Here is a 19686-nt window from a genome sequence, read left to right on the forward strand (position 1 = left end):
CCAAGACGCTAAGGAATCCCCATGATCGATCTCTATTACTGGACCACCCCGAACGGCCACAAGATCACGATTTTCCTGGAAGAAACCGGGTTGCCGTACGAGATCCACCCGGTCAACATCGGCAAGGGCGACCAGTTCAAGCCCGAGTTCCTGGCCATCGCGCCCAACAACCGCATTCCCGCCATCGTCGACCGGCAGCCGGCCGACGGCGGCGCGCCGCTGTCGCTGTTCGAGTCCGGCGCCATCCTGCAGTACCTGGCCGAGAAGACCGGCCGCTTCCTGCCCGCCGACCTGCGCGGCCGCGCCGAGGTCTCGCAGTGGCTGTTCTGGCAGATGGGCGGCCTGGGCCCCATGGCCGGCCAGAACCACCACTTCTCGGGCTACGCCCTCGAGCGCATCCCCTACGCCATCGAACGCTACGTCAAGGAAACCAACCGCCTCTACGGCGTGCTGAACAAGCGCCTGGCCGACCGCGAATTCGTCGCCGGCGACTACTCCATCGCCGACATGGCCGCCTACCCCTGGATCGTGCCGCACGCCAAGCAGGGCCAGGACCTGAACGACTTCCCGCACCTGAAGCGCTGGTTCGACGCCATCGCCGCCCGCCCGGCCGTGCAGCGCGCCTACGCACTGGCCGACAAGGTCAACACCGCGCCGTCCGTCAGCGATGACGAATCGCGTCGCATCCTGTTCGGCCAGACCGCCCAGAACGTGCGCTGAGCGAGGCCGCGATGACCGATTCCCCCCTGCTTTTCCGCCGCGCGCGCGCCGACGACCTGCCCGACATCGTGGCCATGCTGGCCGACGACGAACTGGGCGCCAAGCGCGAAGATCCCTCGATTCCGCTCAACCCCCGCTACACTGCGGCTTTTGCCGCCATCGAGCAGGACTCGAACCAGTTCTTCGCGGTGGTCGAGCGCGACGCGCGCCTGGTCGGCTGTTTGCAGTTATCGTTCATACCCGGCCTGTCGCGGCTGGGCCAATGGCGCGGACAGATCGAGAGCGTGCGCATCGCCTCGTCATCGCGCGGCCAGGGCCTGGGGCGCGCCATGTTCGAGTGGGCCATCGAGCAGTGCCGCTCGCAGGGATGCGAGATGGTGCAGCTGACCACCGACCGCGCCCGGCCCGACGCCCGTCGCTTCTATGAAAGCCTCGGGTTCAAGGCCAGCCACGACGGCATGAAACTGAGCCTGTAGCCGCCGCCCGGCGCAGGCCCTGATTATCAAAGGAGCGCCCCATGCACGGCGAATACAAAGTCCCCGGCGGCAAGCTGGTGGTCGCGGACCTGGAAGTCCGCGACGGCCGCCTGGCCGATGTCCGCATCAGCGGTGATTTCTTCCTGGAGCCGCCGGAGGCGCTGGAAGCCATCAACGCCGGCCTGAACGGCCTGCCCGCCGACGCCGGCGAGCTGGAACTGGTGCTGGCGGTGCAGTCGGCGCTGCCCGCCAATACCGAAATGTTCGGCTTCTCGGCCGAGGCCGTGGCGGTGGTGCTGCGGAGGGCGCTGGCATGACGCGCACCGACTGGAACGACTACGACTGGCAACTGATCCACGAAGCCCCGCAGCGCCCCGCGCTGCACATGGCGCTGGACGCCGTCATCACCGACGAAGTCGGCGCCGGCACGCGCCCGCCCACCCTGCGCATCTGGGAATGGTCGGCGCCCGCGGTCGTGATCGGCCGCTTCCAATCGCTCAAGAACGAAGTCGACCCCGAGGGCGCCCGGCGCCACGGCATCGAGGTCGTGCGCCGCGTCAGCGGCGGCGGCGCCATGTTCATCGAACCGGGCAACAGCATCACCTATTCGCTGAGCGCGCCGCAGGCGCTGGTGCACGGCATGAGCTTCCAGGAAAGCTATGCGTTCCTGGACGCCTGGGTGCTGCAGGCGCTGCAGGGGCTGGGCATCAAGGCCTGGTACCAGCCGCTCAACGACATCGCCTCGGACATCGGCAAGATCGGCGGCGCCGCCCAGGCGCGCCGCGCCGGCGCGGTGCTGCACCACGTCACCATGTCCTACGACATCGACGCCGATAAAATGGTGGAAGTCTTGCGCATCGGGCGCGAGAAACTGTCGGACAAGGGCACCACCAGCGCCAAGAAGCGCGTCGACCCGCTGCGCACCCAGACCGGGCTGGCGCGCGAGGTCATCATCCAGCGCATGGTGGATACCTTCGCCAGCCTGCACCGGCTGACGCCGGGCCAGCTGGGCGCCGCCACGCTGGCCCAGGCCGAGGCCCAGGCCGCCGAGAAGTTCTCCACGCCCGAATGGACCGCGGTCGTTCCCTGATCCGCCGCGGGCAACCGTTGGACGGCCGCGCCCGCGCGCGGCCGGGTTTTCTGGAGGTAGTTCAATGCGTCGTCCCCGTATGCCGCGCGGCCTGTCCGCCGCGGTCCTGGGAGCCGCCCTGCTGGCGTTGGCCGGCTGCGGCAGTTCGCCCCCCGCCAACATCACGCTGGAGTCGCCGACGGCGGCCGCCAGCACGGCCACGCCCGAGAAGATCGGCGACCTCGCCACCGAGCGCATCAAGTGGGCGTCCAACAAGCCCGACTGCAAGGGCGACTGCCCGCGCATCGAGATCGACAGCGTGGCCTTCCCCGGCATCCCGAAGCTGAGCGCGCTGGTCGACCACGTGCTGGCCTACATGACCGGCACCGACGCCAACCGCCGCGGCCCCTACGAGACGCTGTCGGAATACACCCAGTATTTCTGGTCCACCGCGCGCCCGCGCGACGCCACCTACTTCAAGGCCAGCGTCAAGGACACCGTCGGCGACATCGTCTCGATCGAGCTGCACACCGAGCAGTTCCTGACCGGCGCCGCGCACGGCATCCCGGCCACCCAGTACCTGAACTGGGAACGCAGCCGCGGCCGCGTCATGGCGCTGGACGAGGCCCTGATCCCGGGTCGCCGCGCCGAATACGTCGCCGCGCTGCAGCGCGCCCACGCCAAGTGGCTGGCCGGCAACAGCGACGCCAAGCGCGATCCGGCGGCCTACAACAAGATGTGGCCGTTCCAGGAAAGCGACAACTTCGCGCTCACGCGCGACGGCATCGTGGTCAAGTACGACGCCTACTCGATCGCGCCGTACTCGTACGGCGAGCCCGAGCTGAGCATCCCCTACGCCGACCTGCGCGGCATCCTCAAGCCGGAACTGCTGCCGAAGTCATGAAGACCGCTGCGCGGTGGCGGCCGCCATCGCGCCACGGCCGGCGCGTCCCGTCCAACGCCGCGCCCCAAATGGAAACCGCCCCTGTCGGGGCGGTTTTCCTGTCTTCCTCGCGCTCCTCCCGCGCCGGGCCGAAGCCCGGCGCCAGAAGGACTTACGGGTACAGGCCGCGCACCTGGCGGGCCTGCAGGATGCGCGTGCAAGCCACGATGAACGCGGCGGTGCGCAGCGTCACCTTGTGCTCCCTGGCCACCAGCGCGATCGAGGCGTAGGCCTCGCGCATGATGCGTTCCAGGCGCTGGTTGATTTCGTCCTCGCTCCAGAAGAAGCTGGAGAAGTCCTGCACCCATTCGAAGTACGACACCGTCACGCCGCCGGCGTTGGCCAGCACGTCCGGCACCACGTACACGCCATTCTCGGCCAGGATGTCGTCCGCTTCCGGGGTGGTCGGGCCGTTGGCGCCTTCCACCACGATCTTGGCGCGCACCTTGGCGGCATTGGCCGAGGTGATCTGGCTTTCGAGGGCCGCCGGGATCAGGAATTCGGTTTCCAGCGTCCAGAACTCGTCCTTGTCCAGGGCCTGGCCGCCGGAGAAGCCGCCCACGCCGCCATGCTGCGACACGTGCGACAGCAGCTTGTGGACGTCGAGGCCGGCGGCGTTGTGCACCGTGCCGGTGTGGTCCTGCGCCGCGATGACCTTGGCGCCGGCTTCATGGAACAGGCGGGCGGCGGTGCCACCCACGTTGCCGAAGCCCTGCACCACCACGCGCGCCTTGGACACGTCGATGTTCAGGTCGCGCGCGGCTTCGCAGCCGACCACGAACACGCCGCGGCCGGTGGCCTCGACGCGGCCCAGGCTGCCGCCCAGCGCGATCGGCTTGCCGGTCACGACGCCGGTGGCGGTCGAGCCTTCGTTCATGGAGTACGTGTCCATCATCCAGGCCATGGTCTGGGCGTTGGTGTTCACGTCAGGGGCGGGAATGTCCTTGGACGGGCCGATGATGACGCCGATTTCCGAGGTGTAGCGGCGCGTCATGCGCTCGAGTTCGGATTGCGACAGCTTGCGCGGGTCGACGCGGATGCCGCCCTTGGCGCCGCCGTACGGCAGGTTGACCGCGGCGTTCTTGACCGACATCCACGCGGCCAGCGCCATCACTTCCGACAGGGTCACGTCCTGGTGGAAACGCACGCCGCCCTTGCCCGGGCCGCGCGAGGTGTTGTGCTGCACGCGATAGCCTTCGAAGTGGGCCACGCTGCCGTTGTCCAGCTCGATCGGCACGTCGACGATCAGCGAGCGCTTCGGGCGCTTCAGGGTCTCGACCCAGCGCGCCAGCGATCCGAGATACGGGGTGACCCGATCGACTTGTTGCAGGTAATTACCCCAGGGGCCGAGTTCTTCGGCATTCAGATAAGACGGCAAGGCATGGGTGGGAGTTTGAGACATGAACATGCTCTCCTGACAAAGTTGCGCCATTTTATCCATATCCTTTATGCGTCCCCATATTTTCAGAAAAAATATTAATTGGGGACACAATAAGGAAATGAAGACCGTGAGCGTCACCGAGCCTGCCGAAACGCTGCGCCTATCCTAGCCCTGCGCGCCGGCAGCGTCCAGCCTGCGCGGCGCCCGCTTCGCCCATTCGGCGCCGGCCGCGCGGCCCAGCCCCGCACGCCCGCCCGCGACACGCCGGGCCTGCCGGCTCGACCGCCGGGCGCCTCGCTCGCGCCCCGCCCGCCGCCACATCACACCCGCGTGTCAGCCCGCCCCGGACGCCTGTCGCATTCCGCTTGAAACCGTCATCCACTTGACCCAGAATCAACCGGCCCCGGTTTTAGCGGTACCCGGCACCGGCGGCTTTCCAAAGCTTGTCATCCCGCGTTGCCGGCGGGCGACCCCCGCTTGCATCCTGCACTTATGAAAATCAACCATAGAGGTGCGCATGTCGGATTTTTCCCTGATTGACAGCAATGACCCGCGTTACGCGACCCTGCAAAAGGGTTTCAACCTGCGCTTCCCCACCACGGGCCAGGGCGCCAACGCCATCTACGTCTGCAAGACCCCGCAGGACGTGCTGGACGCGGCCAACGCCGCGCTGGCCCAGGGCTGCCGCATCACGGTGCGCAGCGGCGGCCACTGCTACGAAGGCTTCGTGGCCAACAAACTGCCGCAGGACCACGGCCAGCCCCTGGCCATCATCGACCTGAGCCTGATGACCGGCCTGCGCTACCGCGAGGCCGGCGACATCGCCTCGCCCTGGAACCCCGCCGCCCGCTACCGTTTCGCGGCCGCATCGGGCAACCAGAACTGGGACGGCTATCTGGACCTGTACAAGACCGCCAACCGCACCCTGCCCGGCGGCTCGTGCTATTCGGTCGGTTCGGGCGGCCACATCGTCGGCGGCGGCTACGGCCTGCTGTCGCGCCTGCACGGGCTGACGGTGGACTGGCTGTCGGGCGTGGACATCCTGGTGCCGCAAGGCCCCGGCGCGCGCAAGCTGGTGCCCAAGCACGTCAACCTGCACAGCACCGGCGCCGACCGCGACCTGTTCATCGCCTGCCGCGGCGGCGGCGGCGGCAACTACGGCATCATCCTGACCTACTACTACGCCGACCTGCCCGCGGCGCCGCAGGAAGCCTACTGGCTGTCGCTGTCCTACCCCTGGGCCAGCTTCGGCACCGGCACGGCCGGCCGCGCCAACTTCGCCCGCTTCATGCGCGCCTACTGGCAGTGGTTCGCCGACCATGACGCCGACTGGAACAGCCCCGACCCTGCCAAGGCCAACGGCGGCCTGTTCACGCTGCTGAAGGTGCAGCACCGCTCCACCGGCGACGTGGTGCTCAGCATCCAGTACACCGGCAAGGACGGCAAGGTCGGCGGCGCGCGCGACCAGCCGTTCCTGGACTTCGTCGCCACCATGAACGCGGCGGCCAGCGCCGCGCCCGCCGTCAACCTGTCCACGCATTGGTACGGCCCGTCGCACCGCGTGGTCCATCCGGCGCCGCGCATGCTGGCCCATGCGGTCAACGATGCGCAGAAGATGGACTGGCTGTGGCTGACGCAGAGCATCAACGGCTCGGGCAGCAACCAGCGCGGCAAGTACAAGTCCGCGTATCACAAGGCCAATTTCAGCGACGTCGAGATCATGGCCATGTGGGAATACCTGAACGGCTCGGACGACCCGCGGCTGAACCAGGCGCTGGTGCAGATCGACTCGTACGGCGGCCGCATCAACCGCAACGACGAGAGCGCCAACCCGACCAGCGTGTGCCAGCGCTCGTCGCTGCTGAAGTCGCAGTTCCAGGTGTACTGGACCAACCCGGCCGAGGACGCTTTCCACATCAAGTGGATCGCCGACCTGTACGACGAGTACTTCGCGCAGTACGGTGGCAAGCCCAGCAACCAGCCGGGCTCGCCGTTCGAGGGGTGCTACATCAACTACCCCGACACCGACATGAAGTACACCGACGCCAGCCACAGCCACGTCGATCCGCAGTGGCTCGACCTGTACTACGGCAACAAGACCGCCGCGCTGATCGCCACCAAACGCAGCGTCGATCCCGACAATCTCTTCCACCACGAGATGTCGATCCCGCTGGCCGCGCCGCAGGCGTGAAAAAGCCCGCCGTCACGCGCGCCATGGCGGGCGTGACGGCGGGCCGGGGGTTCGCGGCGGGTGTCCGCCGCGAACCGCTTCAGGCGGACAGCAGTTGCCAGGCCAGGCGCGCCGCCGCGCGGGCGCCATGGCCGTCGATGTCGAAGCGCGGGCTGTACTCGGCCATGTCGGCCAGGCGCAGCTTGCCGCTGGCCTTGACGCGCAGCACGATCTCCTCGATCACCGCCATCGGCACGCCATAGGGCGCCGGCGCCGACACGCCCGGCATCACCGCCGCCGGCAGCACGTCCAGGTCGATCGTGAGGTACACGTGGCGCGCCCGCGCCAGCAAGGCGTCGACGTTCGCCAGGCGCGCCGCCAGGTGGCGCTCCTGCATGTCGCGATCCTCGACCCACACCGCGCCCACTTCAGCCGCGCGCGCATACAGCGCCGGCGTATTGGCCAGCCGCGACACGCCCAGGCAGGCGTATTGCAGCGCCAGCCCCTGCGCCTCGCAGTAATGCGCGATCTGGTCGAACGGCGTGCCGGAACTGCCCGGCCGGCCGGTGCGCAGGTCGAAATGCGCGTCCAGGTTCAGCACCAGCACCGGACCGTCGTCGCCGCGCTCGGCCAGCCAGCGCGCCAGGCCCTGGAAGCTGCCCCAGGCGATCTCGTGGCCGCCGCCCAGCACCAGCGGGCGGGCGCCCTGGCGCAGCAGGTCGGCCACCGCCAGCCCCAGGCGCTCCTGCGCGTCTTCCAATTGGTCGCCTTCGCAGGCCACGTCGCCCGCATCCAGCAGCCGGGTCAGGCCGTGCGCCGGCAGGCCGGCCATGTATTTGCGGATGCCGGCCGGGCCGGCGGCCGCGCCGGTGCGGCCCTGGTTGCGGGCCACGCCGGCATCGCAGGCAAAGCCCAGCAGCACCGGTTCGCCCGCCGCCGGGGCCTGCCCCGCGGCAGCCTCGACGATGTGCGCCAGCCGGCGCGTATCGCCGCGCTCGGCGCTGTCGTCGCGCGCGGTCCACAGGCTCCTGTCGAGTTGCGCCGCCGTCATGCCGCCCCCTGCCCGGTGCTCAGCACGGCCTGCAGGAATTCACGGGTGCGGGCTTCGCGCGGCTGGCTGAAGATGACCTCGGGCGCCCCGGATTCCAGGATCACGCCGCCATCCATCACCGCCACCACGTCGGCCACGTCGCGGGCAAAGCCCATTTCGTGGGTCACGACCATCATGGTCATGCCTTCGCGCGCCAGCAGCTTCATGACCTGCAGCACTTCGCCCACCAGCTCCGGGTCCAGCGCCGAGGTCGGCTCGTCGAACAGCATGACCTTGGGCTGCATCGCCAGCGCGCGGGCGATCGCCACGCGCTGCTTCTGGCCGCCCGACAGGCTGGCCGGCATGGCCGACATCTTCTGCGCCAGGCCGACCTTGCGCAGCAGGTCCTCGGCCAGCGCATTGGCCTCGTCGCGGCCCATGCCGCGCAGCGTGCGCGGGCCGACGGTGACGTTGTCCAGCACCGACAGGTGCGGGAACAGGTTGAAGCCCTGGAACACCATGCCGACCTGCATGCGCAGGCGGTTCAACGCGGCCTCGGGCAACTGCTCGCCCTCGTTCTGCAGCATCTGGCCGCAGATCTCCACGGTGCCGCCCTGGGCCACTTCCAGCCCGTTGCAGCAACGCAGCAAGGTGCTCTTGCCCGAACCGCTGGGGCCGATCACCACCACCACCTGCGACGGCAGCACATCGAAGTCGATGCCGCGCAGCACGGCGTGGTCGCCGTAGGATTTCTGCAGGCCGCGGATGCGGATCATTTCTTTCGGATTCGCGGCGTTCATTGCACCATCCCCCCCGCGCGCAGGCGTTGCTCGATCCTGCGCAGTATCAACATGGCAGCCGTGGTCAGGACCAGGTAGATCAGCGCCACCACCAGATAGGTTTCCAGCGAGCGGTACGACACGCTGATGATCTTCTGCCCTTCGTGCATCAGGTCATGGATGGTCAACAGCGACACCAGCGCCGAATTCTTGATCAGCGCGATGAACTCGTTGCCCAGCGGCGGGATCATGCGCACCACCGCCTGCGGCAGGATGATGATGCGCATGGCCTGGCCCGACGACATGCCCAGCGAGCGGGCCGCCTCGGTCTGGCCGCGGTCGACCGACTGGATCGCGCCGCGCACGATTTCCGACACATAGGCGCCGGAATACATGCCCAGCCCCAGTACGCCGCAGGCGAACGCCGGCAGCGTCACGCCGAACTGCGGCAGGCCAAAGAACCAGATGAACAGCTGCACCAGCAACGGCGTGCCGCGAAAGAACAGCAGGTAGACGCTGCACAGGTTGTAGATGATGCTGCGTTGCGGGTTGAGCCGGCCGACGCCGACCAGCAGGCCGATGACGCAGCCCAGCAGCAAGGCGCCGGCGGTCACCTCGACGGTGACCACCGCGCCGCGCACCAGCGCGTCGAAGTCGGCGAAGACGGGGGCAAAATCCAGGTTCATTTCGCGGGCGCCTCGAACCACTTGTTGACGATGGCCTGGTAGCTGCCATCGGCCTTGATCTTCTGCAGCGCTTCATTCAGGCCGCGGGTCAGTTCCGGCTTGTTCTTGGGCACGGCGATGCCGTAGTCCTCGGTGGTGATCTGGTCTCCCAGCACGGTCAGGTCGGTGGTGCTCTGGGCGAACAGCTTGGCGGCCGGCTTGCCGGTCACGGCGGCATCGGCGCGGCCGATCTGCACCAGGTTGAACATCTCCTGGTTCTTCTCGACCTCGACGCGCTGCACCGACGGGTAATGGTCCTTCAGGTAGTTGACCGACTTGGTGCCGACCTGCACCGACACCTTGCGGCCGTCCAGGTCCTTCAGCGTCTTGATCGGGCCGTCCTTCTTGGTCATCACGACCAGGCCGCCGGCGTAGTACGGGTCGGTGAAGTCCACCACCTTGCTGCGCTCGGGCGTGATGTAGATGGCGGACACGGCGATGTCGGCGCGGCCGGCCTGCAGGGCGGGAATCAGGCCCTTGAAGTCGATGTCGATCCATTCGACCTTCTTGCCCATGGCGGCGGCCAGGGCCTCGACCAGTTCAATGTCGAAGCCGGTGCGCTTGCCGTCCTTGACGAATTCCATGGGCGGGAAGGTGGCGTCGGTCACGGCGCGGATGGTTTCCTGGGCGTGGGCGGTGCCCATGCTCCAGGCCAGGCCCAGGGTCAGGGCGGCGGTCAGCAGGGTGCGGCGAGTAGTCATGGCGAATCCTGATAGGAGAAAGTGGATACGGATACGGCGATCGGTACGGCGTGGGGTATGGCGTCTAGAGAGGCGGCGGGAATGTCGGGGACAACGTGGAATGCGTGGGATGCGTGAAATGCGGAAACGGGCGGCGTCAGTGCGCCTGCAGCCTGCCCGAGATGCGGCGGGCGGCCGCGACGGTCAGGTCGATGAAGGCCTGCGGCCGCTGGGCGGCGCGGGTGGACGGGGCCATCAGCGTGATGGAGGCCACCGCCTGGTTGGCGCGCTGGAAGATCGGCACGCTCACGCCCCAGACGCCGGCGTCGACTTCGCTGTCGGTCACGGCATACCCCTGGGCGCGGATGGCCTCGAGTTCGTCGGCCAGGCGGGCCGGGTCCACGCCCGACTCCCGCGCCAGGATGGCCAGCGCGGCCTGTTGGCGCGGAACCGGCATGAAGGCCAGCAGCGACTTGGCCGAGGCGCCGCGCGCCAGCGGCAGGCCGCGGCCCTTGGTGAAGGAACAGCGCAGCGGATGCTGGCTCTCGACCATGTCCAGGCACACGGCCTGGTCCTTGACCGCCACCAGCAGGCCGATGGTCTCGCCCGACGCGGCGGCCAATGCCGCCATGTCCGGCTGCGCTTCATGGATCAGGAACGACGACTGGTCGAAACCCCAGGCCAGTTGCACGCAGAGCGGACCGGGGCCGTACTCGCCCTCGTGCTCGGCGACGAAGCCCCAGCGCTTGAGCAGCGCCACCTGGCGGTAGAGCGTGCTCTGCGCCAGGCCGGTCTTCTCCGCCAGCGCGGCGATGCTCAGGGGGCCATCGTGCCGGGCCAGCGTGGCCAACACGTAAAGCACCCGGTCCGCGCCCGGTCCAACCGACTGATCCATCAACAAGCACTCCTGGTGGTGATGGCGGCGAGATTATCAATTTATGGTGGTTACAACCGAAATTTTTCCCATTCTCTGAGAAACTACAGGGAAAACCCCGAAACGCACGATCACAAAGCCATCCCCCGAAGCTTGCTGGCGCCTGGCCAGGCCGTGGTCCCGACACCAGCGCGCGCGCCCCTCCCCGCCCGCGACCGGCAATAAAAAACCCGCCGGAAGGCGGGTTTCGGAACCAGCGGGACGCGGCCGCGATCAGGGCGTCGCGGGCTTGTCGTAGTTGTTCAGGCGCACCCCGGACACGCCGCCCACATTGGGCGTATTCGCCGGCTTGGCGGGCGCGGCCGGCTGGGCCAGCGGCGGCGGCGCGTCCAGCGGCGCGGGCTGCACGGCGGCAGGCGCCGCGGTGGTGTCGGCCGGGGCCACGCCGGGCGCCGCCTCGGCGGCCTCCACCGGGTCGGGTTCCGGCTCCGCCGGCCCGCTGGCGCGGCGGGCGCGCTTGGCCGCCTCCTGCTGGGCGATCAGCGTCTGCAGCTCGGCGGCCAGGCTGGTCGACTTGCCAGTGCGCGCCCAGTCCGCGGCGTTCTGGTCCTTGGTATCGCGCGTGGTGACGTCGGCGCCGGCCTTCAGCAGCAGCTCCACCATCGCCTTGTTGCCCGACAGCGCCGCCATCATCAGCGGCGTTTCGCCGTTGGGCGCTGGCGCGTTCACCATCGCCTTATGCTCCAGCAGCAGTTGCGCCATGGCCAACTGGCCCTTGGATGCCGCATAGTGCAGCGGCGTCCAGCCCAGGCGGTTGACCTGGGCGCCGCGCGCCATCAGCGCGCGGGCGCGATCCACCTGACCGGCGATGGCCAGGTACATCAAGGGTGTTTCGCCAGCCGGATTCTCGATGTTCACGTCCGTGCGCGGATGCGCCGCCAGCACGTCGAAGACCTTCCACGCGCCGTCCGCCACCGCCCGCATCAGGGCCGGCTGGCCATTGCGGTAGCGCACATTCGGATCGGCCCCCTGCGCCAGCAGGTCCTTGATCTCGTCGGTGTAGTCGTTGGCGACGTAGACCCACCAGTCCGACGGATTGGCGGCCTGGGCCAACGCCGGCGTCGAGACGGCGACACACAGCGCCAGCAGCGCGCTGCGGCAGTGCGAGACGAGGCGGTGACGGGAGAACGCAGCGCTGGCAGCCATGGGCATTCCTGATAATTTACTTTAAATATTTAACATTAAATTATTTCTTTATCTTGTTGAAAAGATTAAAGAAATTCTCCGTCGACGCACGTGCCACTTCGGCCACGCTGATGCCCTTGAGATCGGCGATCTTCTCGGCCACGTGGATCACCTTGGACGGGTCATTGAGCTTGCCTCGGTACGGCACCGGCGCCAGGTACGGCGAGTCGGTCTCGATCAGCAGGCGGTCCAGCGGCACCTTGGCGGCCACCTCGTGCACCACGTGCGCGTTCTTGAACGTCACGATGCCGGACAGCGAGATATGGAAATTCTGGTCGAGCGCGGCCTGGGCCACTTCCCAGGTCTCGGTGAAACAGTGCATCACCCCGCCGACCTCGGCGGCTCCCTCCTCGCGCAGCATCCGCACCGTGTCCTCGGCCGACGAGCGCGTGTGCACGATCAGCGGCAGGCCGGTATCGCGCGCGGCGCGGATGTGGCGGCGAAAGCGCTCGCGCTGCCAGTCCAGCGGCTCGGACAGGCGGTAATAGTCCAGGCCGGTCTCGCCGATGGCCACCACCTTGGGGTGGGCCGCCAGGCGCGCCAGCTCCTCGGGCTCGGGGTCGGGCGTGTCTTCGTAGTCGGGGTGCACGCCGACCGAGGCCCACAGGTTCGGCTGCGGCTCGACCAGCGACATCAGGCCCGGCCATTCGGGCATGTTGACGCTGACCACCAGCGCGTGGGTCACCTGGTTGGCGGCCATCCGTTCGAGGATGGCGGGCAGGTCGGCCGCCAGCTCGGGGAAATTCAAATGGCAGTGGGAATCGACGTACATGTGGCTTGTATCAGGGATGGCGCGACGCCCCCAGCGGCCGCCCGGACAAGCGGGCGGGCGACGGCGTCACGACGGGTTATGGCTGGCAGGATAGCACCACGCGCTGCAGGGTCGCGTGGGCGAAAAGCTTGCCGTTCAGAGGGTGCGTGGCCAGGGCGCGCTGGCGTGTCAGCCAACGCGCGGCTTCGGCCGCGCGCGCCGTGTTCATGCGCTTGGCCACCTCGACCACGGCGGCGGCCAGCGCCGGGAAGTAACGCACCGGCGCGCCGGCGGCGGCCAGCATCAGGTCGGTATAGAGGCGTTGCAGCGCGTCGATCCATTCGGCCGGCGCGGCCTTTTCCAGCGCTTCCGCCAGGGTACCCACGTCGGGCGTCTGGCCCTTGGCCAGCGGGCCGACCAGCTGGGTCAGCCACGGCGGGCAGGCGGTTTCGGCGTTCTGCGCCAGGCGCAATGCGGCCAGCGGCGCGCCGCCGGCCGCAGCCAGCCATTCGCGCGCCGGCTCCACGTTCTGGTCGCGCAGCCATTGCAGCGCGGTGTCGGCATCGGGCGCCGGCAGCGGCAGGCGGCGGCAGCGCGACACCAGCGTCGGCAGCAGCCGGTCGGGCGCGTCGGCCACCAGCAGGAACACGGTATGCGGCGGCGGCTCTTCCAGCACCTTGAGCAAGGCGTTGGACGATACCACGTTCAGCGCGTGCGCCGGATACAGCAGCGCCACCCGCCAGCCGCCGCGGTGGGTGGCGGTGTTGAACCAGGATTCCAGCGAGCGGATCTGGTCGATGCGGATTTCCTTGGACGGCGCCTTCTTGGCGCTGCCCGTGGCCGGCTCGGCCTCTTCCGCGCCTTCGGCGGCGTCGGCGCCCTCCTCGACCGCCACGGCCTCGGGCCGGATGCGGCGCAGGTCGGGATGGTTGCCGCTGGCGAACCAGGCACAGGCGGCGCAATGGCCGCAGGCCAGGCCGTCCTGCGGCGTCTCGCACAGCAGGCTGGCGGCGGCGGCATTGGCGAAGTCGAGCTTGCCGATGCCGGCCAGGCCGTGCACCAGCCAGGCGTGGGCGAAGCGCTCGCGGTTGCCCAGCCAGGCCCGCGCCGTCTCCATCTGCCAGGGCAGGAACTGGGGCGCGCTCATGAACGGGCCGCCACCAGTTGGCGCAGGCCGGCTTCCAGCTCGGCGCGGATCTCGGGAATGGCGCGGGTCGAATCGATCACCTGGATGCGGTCGGGCTCGGCGGCGGCGCGGGCCTGGTAGGCCGCGCGCGTGCGTTCGAAGAAGGCCGCGCCCTCGCGCTCGAAGCGGTCGGGCTCGCGGGCATCGGCCAGGCGCGCCCGCGCCACCGCCAGCGGCACGTCGAACAGCCAGGTGCGGTCGGGACGGCCGGCCTGCATCCAGGTTTCCAGCGCCGCCACGCGGGCGGCGCCCAGGCCGCGGCCGCCGCCCTGGTAGGCGTAGGTGGCATCGGTGTAGCGATCGCAGACCACCCAGGCGCCGCGCGCCAGCGCCGGCTCGATCACCTGGTGCAGGTGCTCGCAGCGGGCGGCGAACATCAGCAGGGTCTCGGTATCCAGGCCCATCGGATCGGTCAGCACCAGGGCGCGCAGCTTTTCGCCCAGCGGCGTGCCGCCGGGCTCGCGGGTGGAGACCACCTCCAGGCCCTGGCCGCGCAGGAACTCGGCGATCCACTCGGTATGCGTGCTCTTGCCGGCCCCGTCGACCCCCTCCAGCGTGATGAAGCGTCCGCGTGAGGTCATTGTTCTTGTCCTTGTGCTGGCGCCGGATCGTCGTCCGGCGTGGAAGTGGGTGCCGTCTCGGGCGCCGGCGCGGCGGCAGGCGCGGGCGCGGCGGGCTTGCCCGCCGGCGCCGGGCGGGCCGCCGGCGTCTGGCCCAGGATATAGCGGGAGACGTTGCGGTTGTGCTCGGACAGGTTCACCGAGAACTCGCTGGTGCCGTTGCCGCGCGAGACGAAAAACAGGAATTTGTGCTGCTCGGGCTGCACCGCGGCCAGCAGCGCCGCGCGGCCGGCGGCGGCGATCGGCGTGGGCGGCAGGCCCGGACGGGTATAGGTGTTCCAGGGCGTGTCGGTCTGCAGGTCGCGCTTGCGGATGCGGCCCTGGTAGGCGTCGCCCATGCCGTAGATGACGGTGGGGTCCGTCTGCAGCAGCATGCCGATCTTCAGGCGGTTGGTGAACACGCCCGAGACGCGGCGGCGCTCCGGCCCATGGCCGGTTTCCTTCTCGATGATGGAGGCCAGCACCAGCGCCTCGTAGGGGGTGGACAGCGGCAGGTCGGCCTGGCGCTTGGACCAGGTGTCGTCCAGGATGCGCTGGCCTTCCTGGTAGGCGCGGCGCAGCAGGTCGTAGTCGGAGCTGCCCGGCGTGAAGATGTAGGTGTCCGGGAAGAACAGGCCTTCCGGATGCTTGATGTCCGAACCCAGGCGCTCCATCAGGGCCTCATCGCTGATGTCGCCCAGGGTCTGCTTGACGTCGGGATTCTCGCGCAGCGCCTGGCGGATCTGGCGGAAGGTCCAGCCTTCCAGGAAGGTGATCTGGCGCTGGGTCATGTCGCCGCGCGCCATGCGTTCCAGCAGCAGCCAGGGCGTGTCGCCGTTGATGGCCTGGTAGCCGCCCGCCTTGATCAGCTTGTCCTGTTCGGTCAGGCGCGCCATCCAGACGAAACCCGGCTCCCAGACCGGCACGCCCGCCGCGTTGAGCGCGCGCGCGACGGTGCGCGGGCTGCTGCCCGGGTCCACCACGAAATCGATCCTGTCGGCCGACAGGGGAATGGGTCGATGCATCCAGTGCCAGGCGGCGCCGACGGTCGCGGCGACGGCCAGCACGATGAGCAGGAATGACCACAGGACGTAAAAACGGAGTCGCTTCTTCATAAGTCTGGGAAGTTTAATGGATCGCGCGGACCTGTCGGAGCAAAACGAGGGCCGGAGCGCGTCGCGCGCCCCTTTGCCCTGCGCGGGCATGGGCCTGCCGGGATGAGAACACAGCTATCATCAACCCTTTGATGACGAGTCACGGGCCCACGCAGCCATGCATGCTTTCCATTCTTCGATCCCGGCGCGCGCCGAAGGTTGCGCGCAATGCGCGCCGCTGGATGATTTCACCGTTTTCAGCGCCGCCGGCGCCGACGCGCTGACCTTCCTGCACGGCCAGCTGACCCAGGACGTCACCGGCCTGACCGCCGACGCCGCCCGCCTGGCCGGCTACTGCACCGCCAAGGGCCGCCTGCTGGCGACCCTGGTGATGTGGCGCGGCGCCGCCCCGGCCGAAGACGCGCCGCAACTGTACGCCCTGGTGCGCCAGGACCTGGCCGCGGCCCTGATCAAGCGCCTGTCGATGTTCGTGCTGCGCGCCAAGGTCAAGCTGGCCCCCGCCGCGCTGCACGTGGCCGGCGTGCAGGCCGATCCGGCGCAGCTGGCCGCCCTGGAAGCGGCCGCCGGCGCCCTGCCGCGCACGCCCTGGCAGCGCGTCGAGCTGCCCTCGGGCACCTGGATCGCCGCCCCCTCGGCCAGCGCCGCGTCGCGCTGGTGGTGGATCGCGTCCGACGAACAACTGGCCGCGGCCGCGCCGCTGGCCGCCGTGCTGGGCCTGGCACCGGCCGCGCAATGGCACGCGGCCGACCTGGCCGCCGGCATTCCCTGGATCACCACGGCGACCCAGGACGTCTTCATTCCGCAGACCGTCAACCTGGACCTGATCCAGGGCGTCAGCTTCACCAAGGGCTGTTATCCGGGCCAGGAAGTGGTGGCGCGCAGCCACTACCGCGGCACGGTCAAGCGCCGCATGGCATTCGGCACCATCGCCGACGCCGGCGTGGCCGATGCCGGGCTGGCCGGCCAGGACGTGTTCGACGCCACCCAGCCGGGCGAGCCGACCGGCCGCATCGTCGACGCCGCCCGCGGCCAGGACGGCGTGTCGGTGCTGTTCGAAACCACGCTGGCCGCGCTGCCCGAGGGCGACCTGCGGCTGGGCGCGGCCGACGGCCCGCGCATCGCCGCCGCGCCGCTGCCCTACTCCATCACCCCTTGACCCCGTCGCCGGCGGACACGGCCTGGGCCGTGTCCAGCCAGCGCCGCAGCGCCGGGTCGCGCACTTCCAGCACCTCGAACAGCCCCAGCGCGCGCAGCGCCGGCAAGGCATCCCGCATGTCGCGGGCGGCGACGTCGCGCGCGGCCGGCGCCGCCTGGGCGTCGCACCACACCCGCGCGTTCACCAGGAAGGCGCCGACCGTGCCCTTGCGCACGGTCACGCCCTCGAATTGGGCAACGTTCCGGTCGTCCGGCAATAGATCCTGTGCTTGCATGATGTTCTCCTGTCGATGGGCACAGGCTCACGATAGTCGCCCCAGCGCGGCAAATCTGCGGTAATTTTGACAATCAATACCGTGTTTGTGCCAACCTGGATCCGCCATGCCCGCGCGTCTTCCCGCTTCGCCCCCGCGCCCCGCCGCCTCGCCCCTGATCGCCCCCGATCTGGCCGCGGCGCCCGATGGTCCGCCCCTGCTGGCGGTGCGGCGCCAGGACGCGGCGCTGCGGCACACCGCCATGCACCAGCATGCGCGCGGCCAGTTGTTCGGCGCCTATCGCGGCCTGCTCACGGTGCTGGCCGGCGACCGCCAATGGGTCGCGCCGCCCGCCCACGCGATCTGGATTCCGCCTGACTGCACGCACGGGCTGCGCTCGCACGGCCCGTACGCGGGCTACAGCGTCTACCTCAGCCCCGCGGCCTGCGCCGAGCTGCCGGCGGCGCCCTGCGCCTTGCAGGCGTCGGCGCTGCTGCTGGCGGCGGTCGAGCGCGCCGCCAGTTGGCCGGATGCGGCCTGGAACGCCGCCCAGGTCCGCATCGCCGAGGTGGTGCGCGACGAAATCCGGACCCTGCCGCGCGCCGGCGACGGCCTGACGCTGCCGCGCGACCCGCGGCTGCAACGCCTGGCGCTGGCGCTGTCGGACGCGCCCGCCGACACCCGGCCGCTGGCCGCCTGGGCCGACACCATCGGCATGGCGCCGCGCACGCTGGCGCGCCGCTTCCTGGCCGAGACCGGCCTGTCGCTGGGGGTGTGGCGCCAGCGCGCCCGGCTGATGCGGGCGCAGGAAATGCTGGCGGCCGGCCAGGGCGTGACCGCCGCCGCCCTGGAGTCGGGCTACGACAACGTCAGCGCCTTCATCGCCATGTTCAAGCGTGAATACGGCGTCACGCCCGGCCGCTATGACGGCCGGGGCCCCGTGACGGATTGAACGGCCGGCGGCGCGGCGCCGGCCCGGGCCCACGCGCCGGTTTACTCGGCGTCGGCGGCCTTGCGCGGACGGCGCGCGCGCGTGGCGGTCTTGCGCGCCGGCTTGGCCGGGGCTGCATCGGGCGCGGCATTGTCCGGCGCCGTGCTTTCCGGCGCCGGGCCGTCCGCCACGGCGGGCGCCGTGGCTTTGGCGCGTCCGGCGGATGGCGTCGCCTCGCCGGCATCGGCGCCGTCGGCGGTGCTGGCCGGCGCCTTGGCGGTCCGGGCGGTCTTGGCCGCGCCACGGCCGCTGCGCGCGCCACGCCGGCTCTTCGGTTCCGCCGGGGCCTCGGCGGCGGATTGGACGTCATCCGAAGCGGGCACGGCCGCGGGCTCGGAAATCGACGCGGGAGGCGAGACGGGAGCCGCCTGCGTCACCGCCGGGAAGGCCTCGACGGCGGCAGCCGCCTGGCCCTGCCGCGGCCACGCCTCGCGCTCTTCGCGCGCCGCCGGTTCGCCGCTGTCGCGGTCCCCGGCCTGGCGGCCTGGCGCCTGGCCCGCGCCCTGGCGGCCACCGCGGCCACCCGACGCATTCTTGCGGCCGCCGCGCGCGCCACGGGCGGGCTTGGCATCGGCCTCGTCGGCCGGGGCACCCGGGGTGGCATCCGCCGCGCTCTCGGGCGCCTCGACCGCCGCCGCCATGGCGCGCAGCGCCGGCTTGCCGCCAACCTTGGCCGGCGTGCCGCCCGCGCTGTCGCGGTACACGTAGGTGCCCGATTTTTCCTCGCGGCCCACATCCAGGAAACCGCGCGACTGCGCCTCGTCCAGCAGGTTGCCGAAGGCGCGGAAGCCGTAGTACGACTCGTTGAAGTCGGGCCGGCGGCGCTTGAGGGCGTCCTTCAGGGCCGAGGCCCAGACCTTGCCGCTGTCGCCGCGTTCGGCCATTAGCGCCTCGAAGGTCTCGACCACCATGTCCACCGCCTGGGTCTTGCGGGCTTCCAGTTCTTCCTTGCGGCGGCGCTCCTCGTCGGGCGAGCGGCGCTGGCCGGCATTGCCGCCGCCGCGGTTGTCGCGGCGGGCGTCGGCGGCGCGCTGGCCTTCGCGGGCCAGGTCGTCATAGAAGATGAATTCGTCGCAGTTGGCGATCAGCAGGTCCGAGGTGGATTGCTTGACCCCCACCCCGATCACCTTCTTGTTGTTCTCGCGCAGCTTGGACACCAGCGGCGAGAAATCGGAATCGCCGCTGATGATGACGAAGGTGTTGACGTGCGACTTGGTGTAGCAGAAGTCCAGCGCGTCGACCACCAGCCGGATGTCGGCCGAATTCTTGCCCGACTGGCGCACGTGCGGGATTTCGATCAGCTCGAAATTGGCCTCGTGCATCGGCGCCTTGAATTCCTTGTAGCGCTCCCAGTCGCAATAGGCCTTCTTGACCACGATGCTGCCCTTGAGCAGCAGGCGTTCCAGCACCGGCCGGATGTCGAACTTCTGGTACTTGGTGTCGCGCACGCCAAGCGCCACGTTCTCGAAGTCGCAAAAAAGCGCCATGCTGACGTTTTCGTTGGCATTCATAAGTGTTTCTCCGTTGCCACGGCCAATAGGCC

21 protein-coding genes are annotated in these 19686 nt (G+C 69.6%); 8 read left to right on the forward strand and 13 right to left on the reverse strand.

What is annotated here, in order from left to right; translation table 11 throughout:
• Window positions 1–21 precede the first annotated feature (21 nt).
• The 5 genes from AC1HFW_RS09765 to AC1HFW_RS09785 all read left to right on the forward strand — a co-directional run bounded on the left by AC1HFW_RS09765 (window position 22) and on the right by AC1HFW_RS09785 (window position 3169).
• The gene (locus tag AC1HFW_RS09765; RefSeq protein ID WP_061071034.1) at window positions 22–720 is read left to right on the forward strand and encodes a glutathione S-transferase N-terminal domain-containing protein; all 699 of its coding nucleotides are present in this window, start codon (window positions 22–24) and stop codon (window positions 718–720) included.
• 11 nt (window positions 721–731) lie between these two features.
• Window positions 732–1196: an N-acetyltransferase family protein gene (locus tag AC1HFW_RS09770; protein WP_479283001.1), complete on the forward strand. Its 465-nt coding sequence runs from the start codon at window positions 732–734 to the stop codon at window positions 1194–1196.
• Window positions 1197–1237: 41 nt separating this feature from the next.
• Entirely contained in the window at window positions 1238–1513 is a 276-nt protein-coding gene (locus AC1HFW_RS09775; protein WP_479283002.1) for a lipoate protein ligase C-terminal domain-containing protein, read from the forward strand.
• A complete protein-coding gene (locus AC1HFW_RS09780) occupies window positions 1510–2286 on the forward strand; it encodes a lipoate--protein ligase family protein (RefSeq protein ID WP_006385314.1) in 777 nt (258 codons plus the stop codon). The genes AC1HFW_RS09775 and AC1HFW_RS09780 overlap by 4 nt, the downstream gene beginning before the upstream one ends.
• Window positions 2287–2350: 64 nt before the next feature.
• Complete coding sequence (locus AC1HFW_RS09785; RefSeq protein ID WP_035360450.1) at window positions 2351–3169, forward strand: RsiV family protein; 819 nt, start codon at window positions 2351–2353, stop codon at window positions 3167–3169.
• 151 nt (window positions 3170–3320) lie between these two features.
• Here the strand turns inward: AC1HFW_RS09785 and AC1HFW_RS09790 are convergent, their stop codons facing one another.
• On the reverse strand, window positions 3321–4610 hold the full coding sequence (locus AC1HFW_RS09790) for a Glu/Leu/Phe/Val family dehydrogenase (protein ID WP_006395326.1): 1290 nt from the start codon (window positions 4608–4610) through the stop codon (window positions 3321–3323).
• Window positions 4611–5106: 496 nt separating this feature from the next.
• On the opposite strand from AC1HFW_RS09790, the gene AC1HFW_RS09795 reads away from it, so the two are divergent.
• Complete coding sequence (locus tag AC1HFW_RS09795; RefSeq protein ID WP_241073357.1) at window positions 5107–6780, forward strand: FAD-binding oxidoreductase; 1674 nt, start codon at window positions 5107–5109, stop codon at window positions 6778–6780.
• Between the two features lie 79 nt (window positions 6781–6859).
• On the opposite strand, the gene hutG is transcribed toward AC1HFW_RS09795, so the two are convergent.
• The 10 genes from hutG to mltG form a co-directional block, all read right to left on the reverse strand.
• Entirely contained in the window at window positions 6860–7810 is a 951-nt protein-coding gene (gene hutG, locus AC1HFW_RS09800; RefSeq protein ID WP_479283004.1) for a formimidoylglutamase, read from the reverse strand.
• Window positions 7807–8589, reverse strand: a complete 783-nt coding sequence (locus tag AC1HFW_RS09805; RefSeq protein ID WP_047992730.1) for an amino acid ABC transporter ATP-binding protein — start codon at window positions 8587–8589, stop codon at window positions 7807–7809. The genes hutG and AC1HFW_RS09805 overlap by 4 nt, the downstream gene beginning before the upstream one ends.
• Complete coding sequence (locus AC1HFW_RS09810; RefSeq protein WP_006395330.1) at window positions 8586–9254, reverse strand: amino acid ABC transporter permease; 669 nt, start codon at window positions 9252–9254, stop codon at window positions 8586–8588. The genes AC1HFW_RS09805 and AC1HFW_RS09810 overlap by 4 nt, the downstream gene beginning before the upstream one ends.
• Complete coding sequence (locus AC1HFW_RS09815) at window positions 9251–9994, reverse strand: transporter substrate-binding domain-containing protein (protein WP_006395331.1); 744 nt, start codon at window positions 9992–9994, stop codon at window positions 9251–9253. The genes AC1HFW_RS09810 and AC1HFW_RS09815 overlap by 4 nt, the downstream gene beginning before the upstream one ends.
• 136 nt (window positions 9995–10130) lie before the next feature.
• Window positions 10131–10871, reverse strand: a complete 741-nt coding sequence (locus AC1HFW_RS09820) for an IclR family transcriptional regulator (RefSeq protein ID WP_205413656.1) — start codon at window positions 10869–10871, stop codon at window positions 10131–10133.
• Between the two features lie 249 nt (window positions 10872–11120).
• Window positions 11121–12053 (reverse strand): ankyrin repeat domain-containing protein, encoded by a 933-nt coding sequence (locus AC1HFW_RS09825; protein WP_479283007.1) that lies wholly within the window; start codon window positions 12051–12053, stop codon window positions 11121–11123.
• Between the two features lie 40 nt (window positions 12054–12093).
• Window positions 12094–12864 carry a TatD family hydrolase gene (locus AC1HFW_RS09830; RefSeq protein WP_116522850.1) on the reverse strand — a complete coding sequence of 257 codons (771 nt, stop codon included), beginning with the start codon at window positions 12862–12864 and terminating at the stop codon, window positions 12094–12096.
• Between the two features lie 76 nt (window positions 12865–12940).
• Window positions 12941–13990 (reverse strand): DNA polymerase III subunit delta', encoded by a 1050-nt coding sequence (holB, locus tag AC1HFW_RS09835; protein ID WP_479283009.1) that lies wholly within the window; start codon window positions 13988–13990, stop codon window positions 12941–12943.
• Complete coding sequence (tmk, locus tag AC1HFW_RS09840) at window positions 13987–14610, reverse strand: dTMP kinase (RefSeq protein WP_479283011.1); 624 nt, start codon at window positions 14608–14610, stop codon at window positions 13987–13989. Before tmk ends, holB begins: the two co-directional genes overlap by 4 nt.
• On the reverse strand, window positions 14607–15743 hold the full coding sequence (mltG, locus tag AC1HFW_RS09845; RefSeq protein ID WP_061071026.1) for an endolytic transglycosylase MltG: 1137 nt from the start codon (window positions 15741–15743) through the stop codon (window positions 14607–14609). Before mltG ends, tmk begins: the two co-directional genes overlap by 4 nt.
• A 157-nt stretch (window positions 15744–15900) precedes the next feature.
• Here mltG and ygfZ point away from each other — a divergent pair, with 157 nt between their 5' ends.
• Window positions 15901–16899 carry a CAF17-like 4Fe-4S cluster assembly/insertion protein YgfZ gene (gene ygfZ / locus AC1HFW_RS09850; RefSeq protein ID WP_061071025.1) on the forward strand — a complete coding sequence of 333 codons (999 nt, stop codon included), beginning with the start codon at window positions 15901–15903 and terminating at the stop codon, window positions 16897–16899.
• Here ygfZ and AC1HFW_RS09855 read toward each other — a convergent pair.
• Entirely contained in the window at window positions 16889–17173 is a 285-nt protein-coding gene (locus AC1HFW_RS09855; protein WP_061071024.1) for a hypothetical protein, read from the reverse strand. The two genes, ygfZ and AC1HFW_RS09855, sit on opposite strands and share 11 nt — an antisense overlap.
• 106 nt (window positions 17174–17279) lie before the next feature.
• Between AC1HFW_RS09855 and AC1HFW_RS09860 the strand changes: the two genes are divergently transcribed.
• Window positions 17280–18104 (forward strand): AraC family transcriptional regulator, encoded by an 825-nt coding sequence (locus AC1HFW_RS09860; protein ID WP_479283014.1) that lies wholly within the window; start codon window positions 17280–17282, stop codon window positions 18102–18104.
• 41 nt (window positions 18105–18145) lie between these two features.
• On the opposite strand, the gene AC1HFW_RS09865 is transcribed toward AC1HFW_RS09860, so the two are convergent.
• Window positions 18146–19654: an NYN domain-containing protein gene (locus AC1HFW_RS09865; RefSeq protein ID WP_479283016.1), complete on the reverse strand. Its 1509-nt coding sequence runs from the start codon at window positions 19652–19654 to the stop codon at window positions 18146–18148.
• Window positions 19655–19686: the final 32 nt, after the last annotated feature.

The organism is Achromobacter sp. ISS7 (genome assembly GCF_056523125.1).

Bases quoted from the DNA above. Each gene is read 5' to 3' on its own strand.
- AC1HFW_RS09770 (WP_479283001.1), top strand. From the start codon at position 732: ATGACCGATTCCCCCCTGCTTTTCCGCCGCGCGCGCGCCGACGACCTG.
- ygfZ (WP_061071025.1), top strand. From the start codon at position 15,901: ATGCATGCTTTCCATTCTTCGATCCCGGCGCGCGCCGAAGGTTGCGCG.
- hutG (WP_479283004.1), bottom strand. From the start codon at position 7,810: ATGACGGCGGCGCAACTCGACAGGAGCCTGTGGACCGCGCGCGACGAC.
- AC1HFW_RS09795 (WP_241073357.1), top strand. From the start codon at position 5,107: ATGTCGGATTTTTCCCTGATTGACAGCAATGACCCGCGTTACGCGACC.
- AC1HFW_RS09780 (WP_006385314.1), top strand. From the start codon at position 1,510: ATGACGCGCACCGACTGGAACGACTACGACTGGCAACTGATCCACGAA.
- AC1HFW_RS09855 (WP_061071024.1), bottom strand. From the start codon at position 17,173: ATGCAAGCACAGGATCTATTGCCGGACGACCGGAACGTTGCCCAATTC.
- tmk (WP_479283011.1), bottom strand. From the start codon at position 14,610: ATGACCTCACGCGGACGCTTCATCACGCTGGAGGGGGTCGACGGGGCC.
- AC1HFW_RS09815 (WP_006395331.1), bottom strand. From the start codon at position 9,994: ATGACTACTCGCCGCACCCTGCTGACCGCCGCCCTGACCCTGGGCCTG.
- AC1HFW_RS09785 (WP_035360450.1), top strand. From the start codon at position 2,351: ATGCGTCGTCCCCGTATGCCGCGCGGCCTGTCCGCCGCGGTCCTGGGA.
- AC1HFW_RS09775 (WP_479283002.1), top strand. From the start codon at position 1,238: ATGCACGGCGAATACAAAGTCCCCGGCGGCAAGCTGGTGGTCGCGGAC.
- AC1HFW_RS09860 (WP_479283014.1), top strand. From the start codon at position 17,280: ATGCCCGCGCGTCTTCCCGCTTCGCCCCCGCGCCCCGCCGCCTCGCCC.
- AC1HFW_RS09810 (WP_006395330.1), bottom strand. From the start codon at position 9,254: ATGAACCTGGATTTTGCCCCCGTCTTCGCCGACTTCGACGCGCTGGTG.
- AC1HFW_RS09825 (WP_479283007.1), bottom strand. From the start codon at position 12,053: ATGGCTGCCAGCGCTGCGTTCTCCCGTCACCGCCTCGTCTCGCACTGC.
- AC1HFW_RS09765 (WP_061071034.1), top strand. From the start codon at position 22: ATGATCGATCTCTATTACTGGACCACCCCGAACGGCCACAAGATCACG.
- mltG (WP_061071026.1), bottom strand. From the start codon at position 15,743: ATGAAGAAGCGACTCCGTTTTTACGTCCTGTGGTCATTCCTGCTCATC.
- AC1HFW_RS09790 (WP_006395326.1), bottom strand. From the start codon at position 4,610: ATGTCTCAAACTCCCACCCATGCCTTGCCGTCTTATCTGAATGCCGAA.
- AC1HFW_RS09830 (WP_116522850.1), bottom strand. From the start codon at position 12,864: ATGTACGTCGATTCCCACTGCCATTTGAATTTCCCCGAGCTGGCGGCC.
- AC1HFW_RS09805 (WP_047992730.1), bottom strand. From the start codon at position 8,589: ATGAACGCCGCGAATCCGAAAGAAATGATCCGCATCCGCGGCCTGCAG.
- holB (WP_479283009.1), bottom strand. From the start codon at position 13,990: ATGAGCGCGCCCCAGTTCCTGCCCTGGCAGATGGAGACGGCGCGGGCC.
- AC1HFW_RS09865 (WP_479283016.1), bottom strand. From the start codon at position 19,654: ATGAATGCCAACGAAAACGTCAGCATGGCGCTTTTTTGCGACTTCGAG.